Below are 10,860 nucleotides of genomic sequence, written 5' to 3' on the forward strand. Positions count from 1 at the left end.
CGCCCAGCGTCCTGTTATGCAAGCCCGCGACCTGGATGCCCCGCACGGAGTCGATAGCGCGGTTAAAGATCCCTGAAACCTGCGCGCCCACCAGCTTTCCATCGGCCACATTGCTGATGCCGCCGATCTGCACGCCTTCCACCATTTCCATATTGCGGTTGAAGATGCCGGCCACCTGCACGCCGCGCACCGTGCCGCCCACCAGGTTGAAGATCCCCGCTACCTGGGCGTATTGCGCGTCTTTCTTATTGATATTGTAGCCCCCGGCGATCTCCACGCCGTTAAGCCCGGCGGAGTAACCGCCCACCAGGTTGAGCGAGAATTTATTGGTTACCTGCCCGGCCATTTTTCCATGCGAACCGAGCGAGGGCACGATAGACGACTGTACCGGCTTCTCCGCGAAGAACTTCCCGATGTTCCGGGTTTGCCTGCGCAGGTTTTCGCTCAGCAGCCGGCTGCCCAGCCAGGTTTTGTCCACTTTGTCGGACACGGTGAATTCCCGCAGCTGTACCGGCATGGCGGGCGCGATGGCGATGGAAATCTCGCGGTCGTGGCCGGGGATGACGTACAGTGCTGTATCCACGTAAAACTCTTTGCTGACGGTGATTTCGACGGAAGGCATCTTGCCTTTGTCCTTCAGCCGGAGATGGAAATACCCGTCGGTGTTCGTAAAGGCGGACATGAGGTCGGTGCGCTCGTAAATACTGGCGTTCACGATCATCTGGCCGTTGTACTTATCGCGGACGTAGCCGCTGATGGTGTAATAACGTTCCCGGTTGCCCTCGGCCGCGTTGAGGATGATGTGCCCGTCGACCACCGAATACCGGACACGCCCCTGGAAGAGCTGGTCGAGCACCTGGCGGATGGGTTTGCGGGACACGTTCATGTTCACGAGGCTGTCGCCGCGGAAAGGCCTTCCCGCATAGGAAAACGACAGGCCCGATTGCCGGGTGATCTGCGACAGCACGGAATCCACGGGCTGGTTGGCCGCGCGGATCGAAACGGATTGCTGGAGTTGATGTTGCGCCATGAGGCCTGCCGGCCAGAGGAGCAGAAGGATCAGACAGTTACGAAGCAAGGTGGAGCAGGGTTTAAACATGGCGGACGCCGGCTCCTTTTAAGGGACCGGCGGGCCAAAATTAGAATAAACGTTCAATGGATGGGGTGGGAAATTGGACAGACGGTTAAAAAAGTCCAGCTTTTACGCCCAGGGAGAAGCCCGGCGCGCTGAGTTTATCGTTGGTGATATTCACGCCGCCCGCGCCGAATACCCGGCGGTAGGAGCCGCCTGCCACCACGCGGATGTAATGGGTGACGTTCATTTCTACCTGTACGAACGGTTCGGCCACCACTACGGCGCTGGATGCGAGGACGAGGTCCTTGGTCCTGTAAGTCCGGTCTCGTTCCGACACGCTGCCGCCGCCAACCAGGGCGCCGGCCGACCAATGGAACAGTTTATCGGTATTGTGAACGTATTCTGCCACCGCGCCGGTATACCAGAAACCGATGTGGGGGCGGTCGGGAGTTTCGAGGCGGATGTTGTTGGCGAGGCTTTTGGCGCCGGCGCCGAGGAGCCATTTCTTGTTGAGGAACACGCCGCCGTAAGCGCCGGTGAACACCGCGAAATCGCCGTTAACTGCGGAAATGGTGCCCAGGGCATGGCCGTATGCGCCAAAGGTTTTGGGCTTGCCGGTGCGGCCGGCGAGGGTCTGGATATCCTGTGCCTGTGTTTCGGCGATCATCAGCATCAACGCAAATACTGTCAGTAGCTTTTTCATATTGTTCAAATTTTTTGTTTGCTGCTAGTATGACGGACAATTCGCCTGTCCCCCCATAAGCCATCAAAAAAAATATCTGAACAAAATGAACGGTTGTTTCTCAAAATGAACAAAATGAACAGGATAAGTTCCATTAAATTAATAGGACCAATTGTTTCTAAATCCTATAACATCATGGAAAACAAGTATTTCGGCTGTGAGCCGCTTCAAATGGAAGACATGCAGCACATCCAGGGCGGTTCCTATGTAGCCAATCTCCTGACGCTTGTCAAAGGCGCGTATTTCCTGACAAAGAACCTGACCCCCAGCGTTCCCGTCGCCGGTCCGCTGGTATTCGGTCTCCTGACGTCATTGACGGACCAGCTTGTGATGGACCTTTAGTCCTGGCCGGTTACAACAAAAAAGACAGGCAATCTGCGGACGCAGGTTGCCTGTTTGCTTTATGATAACACTAACTATGGATTATTCCCTGTAGCCCCTCGCGGGTGGGAAAATCTTATAACATATATAGTGCGTGAATTGTTGCGGCGTCAGAGGTAATGCACCCCGGGCGCATAATCCTTGTCTAGCGCATCGAGGAGCGATTGCAGGTCGGCGGGGTTGCGGAGGAAGTCAAACTTCGTAGTGTCGACCATTAGCGTGCACATGGGATACTGGCGTATGAACTGGATGTACATTTCCTGCACGCGTTCCAGATAGCTGTCTTTGATCTGCTGCTCATACGGCCTGCCGCGCTTGCGGATATTGCGTTGCAGCTGTTCTACCGGTGCATTGAGGAAGATGAGCAGATCGGGCTGGGGGAGCTGGGGATTGATGATGTCGAACAACTTCTGGTAAAGCGAAAACTCATCGGCTTCAAGGTTCATTTTGGCGAACAGCAGGCTTTTGATGAAGAGGTAGTCGCTCACAGTATGGGAGGTGAATAGATCCGGCCCGGCGTGCATGTCTTTGAGCTGCTTGTACCTTTCCGCCATGAAGAAAAGCTCCAGGGGGAAGGCGTATTGGGCCGGGTCGGCGTAGAATTTCGGGAGGAAGGGGTTGTCGGCGAATTCCTCCAGCACCAGGCGCGCACGGAACAGTTCGGCGAGCTGGTGGGCGAGGGTGGTTTTCCCCGAGCCAATATTTCCTTCTATGGTAATAAAACGGTATTGCATGGACTAGTGCGGGGCGGTGGCCAGTTTTACGGCCGGGAGGGTATCCGGGCAGGCGGCCAGCAGTTGGGTAACGGTCAGCTGCAGGATGGGGTGCACCCTGTCTCCCGCGATCTCCGCCAGCGGCGCCAGCACGAAGCGGCGGTTCTGGAGCTGGGGGTGCGGTACTTTCAGCTGTGGGAGGGTAATCACTTCGTTATTGAAGAAAAGCATATCGATGTCGATCACCCGGGCGCCCCACTTCATCCGCCGCACCCTTCCGATGCGGCGCTCGATGTCGAGCATCAGGCCGAGGAGGGCAGGCGCGTCGAGCCCGGTATGCAGCTCCAGGGCCTGGTTCAGGTAATCGGGCTGCGCTACGCCGCCCCAGGCAGCCGTCTCGTATAAGGCCGATTCGCGGACTACCGTACCGGCTTCCGCCTGCAACAGCCGTACCGCCTCCTGGAGGTTTGCGGAGCGGTCTCCCATGTTGCCACCTATCAGTAATATTGCAGTATTCATGAATTTGACGGCTCAAAAGTACCCATATTCCGTATTTTTGAGAAAATTAATATAGATTTCCTTCCATTAACCAGATACTCATGCGCAGTTTCCTCAAATTTTTCCTGGCATCCTTTGTAGCCCTTTTCGTCTTCTCCATCCTCTCGTTTTTCTTCATGCTGATGATCTTCGCCCGGATGGGAGCGAAAGAAAAAGTGGTCGTGGGCGCCAACGCCGTTGTGGTGCTCGACCTCAGCCAGAAATTCAATGAACTGCGGGTCGACGATCCCTTCCGCGCCTATTTCGCCGGCGGCGCCGGCAACGCCCCCGGCCTCTTCGATGCTTCCCGCATCATCCGCCTGGCCGCGGAAGACACCGACGTCAAAGGGATTTATATCAAGGCAGACGGCAACGGGAACGGCTTCGCCGCCAGCGAAGAGCTCCGCCGGGCGGTAACGGATTTCCGCAAAAGCGGGAAGTTCGTGTATGCCTACGCCGAAACCCTCGGGCAGAACGCTTTCTACATCGCTTCCGCCGCCACCAAAGTATATGTGCATCCCAAGGGAATGGTCGACTTCACCGGCTACTCCATGACTATGATGTACCTGAAAGGCATGCTCGAAAAACTCGACATCGAGCCCCAGATCTTCTACAACGGTAAATTCAAATCCGCGACCGAACCGCTCCGCGAATACAAAATGTCGGACGCCAACCGCATCCAGACCACCTCGTTCCTCAACGAACTGTACGGCGACTTCCTCGTGAAAGTAGGCGAAGCGCGCAAAATCGATACCGCTTCCCTCCACCGTTACGCCAACGAAGCGCTGGTATACGAGCCCTCGGACGCCGAACGCCTCAAACTGATCGATGGCCTGCGGTACGACGACCAGATCATGGACGAGATCAAACGCAGCCTGTCTATCGGCGGCGACGAATCCGTGAATTTCATCTCCCTCAACCGCTACGCCGTGGCCAACGGCGTGTACGACGGTTACAGCGGCAACATAGCGCTGATCTATGCCGAAGGCGAAATCCGCAGCGGCGCGGATGGCGACAATATGATCGCCAGCGACGATTACGTGAAAATGATCCGCGAAGCGCGGCAGGATAAAGACATCCGCGCCATCGTGTTCCGCGTGAATTCTCCCGGCGGCAGCGCCCTGGCTTCCGAAAGCATCTGGCGCGAACTGACGGCGGCCCGCAAATCCAAACCGGTGATCGTTTCCATGGGCGATTACGCGGCTTCGGGCGGGTATTACATTTCCTGCATGGCCGACAGCATCTTCGCCGAACACAACACCCTCACCGGTTCCATCGGCGTGTTTACGGTGCTTCCCAATATGAAAGGCTTCTTCAACAATAAACTCGGCATTACCTTCGACGGTGTGAAAACCGGGGAGTATGCAGATGCGGGCTCCGTTGACCGGCCGCTGACCGATAAGGAAAAAGTGATCGTGCAGCGCGGGGTAGATACCATTTACGCGACTTTCAAGGAGCGCGTGGTTGCAGGCCGCAAGCTGGGTGCGGATGTGGTGGACAGCATTTCGCAGGGCCGCGTGTGGACGGGCCGCCAGGCCCTGGCGCTCGGGTTGGTAGACCGCCTGGGCGGCGTGCAGGACGCGATCGACTGTGCGGCGCGCATGGCCAATATCCCTGAAGTGGAGCTGACTACTTTTCCCCGTCCGCAGAATACGCTGGAAAAACTCATGAAGAGCTTCGGCAGGGAAGTGAAGGCCAGCTTCGTGAAAGAAGAGCTGGGCGAAGATTACCGGATTTTTGAAGCGATTAAGAAAGTACGGAACATGCAGGGCGAAGTGCAGGCGAGAATGCCTTTTGAAATGTTGATCCAGTAACCCGGCACGGAAAAAATACGGATATTGCGATGCCGCTCCCGGATAGGGGGCGGCATTGTGATTACATACAATCCTGGACAGTGATTTGGACCCGGTCATCCGGTATGTCGGGCTGGAGCCTGTAGAGTAAGGAACCGGTCCCCGGGGCGGGGACGCCATACGGCAGGGTAGTTACACCCCGTACGGAGAACCCCGGCCCCGGTGCAGAAAGGCTATGCCTTATGGCCGGACCGGCCACTGCCGGCTTCTATAAATTGTCAGCCTTGGATCGCCGGCATCCATCAGTTGGCGGTTATGATTTTGCAGAAAGGATCAGCCTTCGCCGGCGTACACGGGGTCGCGTTCTTCGGGCGTGAGGCGGATAACGTTGTTATGGTTTTCGTCTACTATTTTCTGGGCCTGCATACGGAGGCGGCGGAGCCCGTCGGCCAGGGCTTCCATAGATTTTTCCGCGGATTCCGCCAGTTCGTTGTGATGGCGGATCACGTTGCATAACCGTTTGATATGCTCGTTGATCACATTGCAGATGATTTGCGATGCGCTGAAGGGATCGAAATCCTGGAGGTTCTCCAGGATCTGGTCGTAGGTACTGCACATTTTTTCTACGGCCGGATTGACTGCTTCTGCGGCGGCCTGAACTTTCTTCTCTGCCATACAGGTAAGATTTAGGGCATGATGGGTTGATAGATACGCGGGAACTCACATTTCCAATATGCCTGCAACTTAATGAAAGCTGCGCGCCCGGGCCTTCTTAAAATTGTTAACCGGGCGTTATTGGTGGGTTAAAGCCCAGCAGGCCGCTGTTGTGGCCAAATGATATATTTCAGGGGATAATTGACCGTTGTTTGCTAGTTTTGCCCCTTGTTAAAGAAAAATAGCATGGCGTCAGCATACAATCAGCGAAAGGCAATGTGGGCAATTACGAGGGCAAGCATCCGGGCAATGTTCCGGAGCCCTTCGGCAGTGGTATTCAGCCTGGCTTTCCCGCTGGTCTTCATTTTGGTGTTCGGGTTTATCGGTGGCAGGAGCGGGACCGTCAGGGTCGGGATCGATGCGGCGTCGGACACGGCCACCATCATTTACCAGCACCTGTCTTCCGCCCCCAAACTGCAACTCGTTACGGGCGCAACGCAGGCCGAAATGGAAGACGACCTCCGCAAAGGGCGCCTCACCGCCATCATACGCATCCAGGGCGAAAACCTGCCCCTGAATCCCCCGCTGGATTATAAAATATTCGTCAAATCATCAACTGCCACAAACCCGGACGAAAAGGCCACGCTGCTCAGCATCCTGAAACTGGGCATCAGCGCGGCCGACGATGTCACCTATCCCCGTCCATCCGTGGCGGAAGTGAAGGAAGAAACCGTTCCCGGCCGCGAATACCGCCCGATAGATTTCATCCTCCCCGGCCAGCTGGGCTTCTCGCTGCTGAGCGCCGCGGTATTCGGTACGGCGTTCCTCTTCTTCAGCCTGCGGCAAACGCTGGTGCTGAAGCGCTTCTTCGCCACGCCCATCCACCGCATGTACATCATCCTCGGCGAAGCGCTGAGCCGGCTGCTGTTCCAGTCGTTCGGTTCGGTTGTGATCATCGGGCTGGGGTATTTTGCCTTCGGCTTCACGCTGGTGAACGGGTTCGTGACTTTCCTCGAAATGCTCATCCTCTGCTTATTCGGGCTCATCGTATTCATGGGCTTCGGGTTCGTGGTGAGCGGCATCGCCAAAACGGAAAGCACCATTCCTCCGATGGCCAATATCGTGACCCTGCCGCAATTCCTGCTGGCGGGAACTTTCTTTTCGGTGGATGTTTTTCCCGCATGGCTGCAGCCTATCTGCAAAATCATGCCGCTGACCTACCTGAACGACGCGCTCCGGAAAATCGCCTTCGAAGGGCTGCATCTCTGGAACCTCGGGCCCCAGTTGCTTGTTTTAACGATATGGGGCGTTGTGGTGTACGCGGTGGCCGTGAAGGTGTTCCGCTGGGAATAAATGTTATACAACCGTAATCCTTACCTGATATGAGATTGATCAAATTCTTCTTTATTTCCGTAGCCATCCTCGGGGCGCTGGTATTCCTGCTGTCGCTGGCCTTCCCGTCTACCGCGCTGCTGGAGCGCTCCGGCGCCATCGAAGCGCCGGCAGACAAGGTGTTCGGCTATCTTACCGACCTGAAAACCTGGAAAGACTGGAACCCCTGGCACCCGGAATACAGCCTCAAACCCGGCGCAACCGTGAATTACGGTCCGGTTACCGCCGGCGAAGGCGCCATGTTCACCTGGCCGGTGGAAGGTAAAAACGAGCCTGGCCGGGTGAAAATCACCGAAGTGGTGCCCGGCAAAAGCGTGACCTACATCATGACCCACCCGGATATGAAACACATCACCGCGCATTTCGATCTCAAACCCACGGCCGACAGCCTGGGCACGGCCATTCTCTGGCGCTTCGAAGCGCACGTGGGCATGGCGCCCTGGTGGAAGCTGCGCGGGTTCATGATGGACAGGATGTTCGGTTCCACGATGGAAGACGGGCTCAACCATCTGAAAACGCTCGCGGAAAAACCCTGAGATATTTATGTTGAACGGTTTGGTTTTTGTGGGTTTTCCGGCGTAATTTCCATCCTCAACTCATCAAATCCTATTTTTATGAAAAGCATGTTATTGGGCCTCGCCCTTCTGTTCTCCGCCTCGGCCGTGCTGGCGCAGGATCCTCCGAAAAGCCCGCTGGTTTCCGCGAAGGGAGAAAATGTAGAAATTTCCTACAGCCAGCCCTCCAAAAGGGACCGCGCGATCTTCGGCGCCCTGGTGCCTTACGACAAAGTATGGCGTGCTGGTGCCAACAAGTCAACCGATATTACCTTTAAGAAAGACGTGACGTTTGGCGGCAAGAAAGTGAAAGCAGGCACCTACGCCCTGTTCATCGTTCCCACGCAAAGCGATTTCACCGTGATCCTTAACAGCGTAGCCGGTCAGCCAGGCTCTGCCGAGTACGAGAAAAACAAAGACAAAAACGTAGCTGAAGTAAAAGTTCCCCGTCAGAAAACGGCTTCTTCCGTTGAAAAACTGACGTATTCTTTCCCGAAAGGCGCACTGCAAATGGAGTGGGACGATACCAAGATCTCCGTTCCCATGAAGTTCTAGTTACAACACGTCAACACAGCAAACGCATTAAGGCCCCCGGAATTCCGGGGGCTTTTTTTATACCTGCCGTTTGCCGTATGCCGCCAGCATCTCCAGGATGCTGTTGTACACAAGGCCCAGCTGTTCGTTGGTAATGCAGTAAGGGGGAAGGATGTAAAGCGTATTGCCGAGGGGGCGCAGCATCACGCGCTTCTCCCGGAAAAAGGCATGCAGGAAGCCCGCCAGGTCGTTGATGTAGCTGTCCGCCTCGCCGGTATGGATCTCGAACGCCAGGATCGTTCCCGCCTGGCGGACGTTCCGCACATCATCTTGTGTCGCTAGTACCTCCGCAAACTGCCGGTGCTGTTCCGCGATCCTGCGGCGGTTTTCGGCGCAGGAAGGCTCCAGGAAAAGCTCCAGGCTGGCCAGCGCCACGGCGCAGGTGAGCGGGTTGGCGGTGAAGGAGTGGCCATGGAAGAGGGTTTTCAGCTTGTCGGTGCTGAGGAACGCTTCGTATATCTCCGCCGTGCAGGTGGTGATACCCATGGCCATGGTGCCGCCGGTCAGCCCTTTCGACAGCGTGACCATATCCGGCGGGGTCGCCAGCTGGTCCATCGCGAAATTGGTGCCCGTGCGCCCGAAACCGGTCATGATCTCGTCTGCTATGAGCAATATGCCTTTGGCGCGGCAATGCGCCAGCAGGGCGTCCAGCGAAGGGGCGTCGTACATGACCATGCCGCCCGCGCCCTGCACCAGCGGTTCGAAGATGAACGCGGCGGTAGCTTCGCCGAGGGCGCCGACCTGCGCCAGGAGCGCGGGGAGGTTTTCCGGGTTGGGAAGATCGAGGAAAGTGACTTCGAACAGGTAATCGTCGAACGCGCGGGTGAAAACGCTGCGCCCGGAAACGCTCATGGCGCCGAATGTATCGCCGTGGTAGGCGTTATGGAAAGCGAGGAGCTTTCGGCGGGGGAGGCCTTTGTTCTGCCAGTACTGGATCGTCATTTTCAGCGCTACTTCCACGGCCGTGGAGCCGTTGTCGGAATAAAACACCCGGGCCTGGCAGCCCGGCAGCACGGGCAGCAGCCGTTCGGCCAGCGTTACGGCCGGCTCATGCGTGTAGCCTGCGAAGATGGAATGATGCAAAACAGCCGCCTGCTCCGCAAGCCGCTGCGTAATATGCGGATGGGCGTGGCCGTGGATATTCACCCACCAGGAGGAGGTGGCGTCGATGTACTGCCGGCCCTGCTCGTCTTCCAGCACCGCGCCTTCGCCGCGCACGATCCCCACGGGCGCGGGGGCCGTCTGCATCTGGGTGTAGGGGTGCCAGATCACGGCCTGGTCGCGTTCGCTTAACGTTTTTTGCATGCGGCAAATGTAAACCATCGTCCGTACAACGAAAAAGCGCATTTCACATACGCATGTTTCCCGGGATTTGACCGCAGAGCCAACCAATTGCCTACCTTTGTGTTGTATTGGGATGGCATGGTTTTAGCCATCCGTGTCCGGCTATTTTTCCCGCAACCTGTCTTTATTCGTTTACCACCCAAACACGAACACATGGAAGCAAAACTGCTCGAGATAAAGGAAAATGTAAATGCCAAGCAGTTCGAAACCCGGGTCGACGGGCACCTGGCTAAAATCGAGTACATGGAAGGCGGCAACCGCATCTTCCTGACCCATACCGAAGTAGCGCCCCAGCTCGAGGGCAAGGGCATCGCCGCAGCGCTGGTGGAGCGCGTGCTGGCCATCATCGAGGAACGCGGCCAGAAAATGGTGCCCCTCTGCCCGTACGTGGCCACCTTTATCCGGAAAAACCCGCAGTGGAAAAAGCTCCTGGCCCATGGTATCAACGTCTGAACACACAATAAATCTTTGCAATATGCCCTTGACTAATTACGACAAACTCCATCACCAACACCAGGAATGGAAGAAAGCCCTGCTGCTGAACGAAAAAGAAATCAAATCCCTGCGCGACGAGCTCGGCGAGCTCGCCAACGGCCAGATCGGGAACGAAAATGCCGCCAAAGTGGAGCATTTCCAGAATGCCCTCATCCGCCAGAAAGAAGTGGTGAACGACCTCCTCCAGCAGGTGATCAAGGGAGATAAAATGATGTCGGAAGCCGAGGGCGACGATGCGCAGCTGCAAATGTTGCACAACAAGCTGCAGGACGATATGGACACCTTCGACCGCCTGTTCATCGAGCTGCGCGAAGAGTTCAAAGCCTTCAAGCAGCAATTGCGCGAATCTTAAAACGTTTGGCGCCCTTCCGGCGCCCTGACCTATTACATGAACGCAGACAAACAGCCTGAATAGATAAAACTCCCATGCAGCAATACCGCAGCGTACAGCATGTGCTGTACGCAGATCAGAAAGATATGGGCGATATGCCCGTCAGGCAGCCGTTTCCATCCGTCCATGCCGACCGGATAGATCCCTTCCTGCTCCTTCATCATATCGATGTCCGTGTGCCCGATTATCTCCCGC

General features: G+C 56.4%; 13 protein-coding genes. 7 read left to right on the plus strand and 6 right to left on the minus strand.

Translation table 11 applies throughout. The features are described 5' to 3' along the window. Both Q0510_RS10255 and Q0510_RS10260 read right to left on the minus strand, forming a co-directional pair. Positions 1-1,078: STN and carboxypeptidase regulatory-like domain-containing protein (locus Q0510_RS10255; protein ID WP_298710765.1), on the minus strand; the 1,078-nt coding region annotated here is incomplete at its 3' end. Between the two features lie 106 nt (positions 1,079-1,184). Beyond that, positions 1,185-1,778, minus strand: a complete 594-nt coding sequence (locus tag Q0510_RS10260; RefSeq protein ID WP_298710768.1) for a hypothetical protein — start codon at positions 1,776-1,778, stop codon at positions 1,185-1,187. A 174-nt stretch (positions 1,779-1,952) separates the two neighbouring features. Here Q0510_RS10260 and Q0510_RS10265 point away from each other — a divergent pair, with 174 nt between their 5' ends. After that, a complete protein-coding gene (locus tag Q0510_RS10265; protein WP_298710771.1) occupies positions 1,953-2,159 on the plus strand; it encodes a hypothetical protein in 207 nt (68 codons plus the stop codon). Between the two features lie 149 nt (positions 2,160-2,308). Here the strand turns inward: Q0510_RS10265 and Q0510_RS10270 are convergent, their stop codons facing one another. After that, on the minus strand, positions 2,309-2,932 hold the full coding sequence (locus tag Q0510_RS10270; protein WP_298710774.1) for a deoxynucleoside kinase: 624 nt from the start codon (positions 2,930-2,932) through the stop codon (positions 2,309-2,311). A gap of 3 nt (positions 2,933-2,935) precedes the next feature. Continuing rightward, the gene (gene folK / locus Q0510_RS10275; RefSeq protein WP_298710776.1) at positions 2,936-3,430 is read right to left on the minus strand and encodes a 2-amino-4-hydroxy-6-hydroxymethyldihydropteridine diphosphokinase; all 495 of its coding nucleotides are present in this window, start codon (positions 3,428-3,430) and stop codon (positions 2,936-2,938) included. A gap of 80 nt (positions 3,431-3,510) precedes the next feature. Between folK and sppA the strand changes: the two genes are divergently transcribed. After that, a complete protein-coding gene (gene sppA / locus Q0510_RS10280; protein WP_298710779.1) occupies positions 3,511-5,262 on the plus strand; it encodes a signal peptide peptidase SppA in 1,752 nt (583 codons plus the stop codon). Between the two features lie 312 nt (positions 5,263-5,574). Here the strand turns inward: sppA and Q0510_RS10285 are convergent, their stop codons facing one another. Further along, positions 5,575-5,916 carry a hypothetical protein gene (locus Q0510_RS10285; protein WP_298710782.1) on the minus strand — a complete coding sequence of 114 codons (342 nt, stop codon included), beginning with the start codon at positions 5,914-5,916 and terminating at the stop codon, positions 5,575-5,577. Between the two features lie 255 nt (positions 5,917-6,171). Between Q0510_RS10285 and Q0510_RS10290 the strand changes: the two genes are divergently transcribed. The 3 genes from Q0510_RS10290 (at position 6,172) to Q0510_RS10300 (ending at position 8,396) form a co-directional block, all read left to right on the plus strand. After that, positions 6,172-7,248 (plus strand): ABC transporter permease, encoded by a 1,077-nt coding sequence (locus Q0510_RS10290; RefSeq protein WP_298710785.1) that lies wholly within the window; start codon positions 6,172-6,174, stop codon positions 7,246-7,248. A gap of 29 nt (positions 7,249-7,277) precedes the next feature. After that, positions 7,278-7,823, plus strand: coding sequence for an SRPBCC family protein (locus Q0510_RS10295; protein ID WP_298710787.1), 546 nt, complete (start codon positions 7,278-7,280; stop codon positions 7,821-7,823). Between the two features lie 78 nt (positions 7,824-7,901). Next, a complete protein-coding gene (locus Q0510_RS10300; protein WP_298710790.1) occupies positions 7,902-8,396 on the plus strand; it encodes a DUF2911 domain-containing protein in 495 nt (164 codons plus the stop codon). Between the two features lie 57 nt (positions 8,397-8,453). Here the strand turns inward: Q0510_RS10300 and bioA are convergent, their stop codons facing one another. After that, on the minus strand, positions 8,454-9,740 hold the full coding sequence (gene bioA, locus Q0510_RS10305; protein WP_298710793.1) for an adenosylmethionine--8-amino-7-oxononanoate transaminase: 1,287 nt from the start codon (positions 9,738-9,740) through the stop codon (positions 8,454-8,456). A 192-nt stretch (positions 9,741-9,932) separates the two neighbouring features. Here bioA and Q0510_RS10310 point away from each other — a divergent pair, with 192 nt between their 5' ends. Continuing rightward, a complete protein-coding gene (locus tag Q0510_RS10310) occupies positions 9,933-10,232 on the plus strand; it encodes a GNAT family N-acetyltransferase (RefSeq protein ID WP_298710796.1) in 300 nt (99 codons plus the stop codon). A 22-nt stretch (positions 10,233-10,254) separates the two neighbouring features. Beyond that, positions 10,255-10,626, plus strand: coding sequence for a hypothetical protein (locus Q0510_RS10315; protein WP_298710799.1), 372 nt, complete (start codon positions 10,255-10,257; stop codon positions 10,624-10,626). Positions 10,627-10,860: the final 234 nt, after the last annotated feature.

This window comes from uncultured Chitinophaga sp., assembly GCF_937874145.1.
Taxonomy (GTDB): domain Bacteria; phylum Bacteroidota; class Bacteroidia; order Chitinophagales; family Chitinophagaceae; genus Chitinophaga.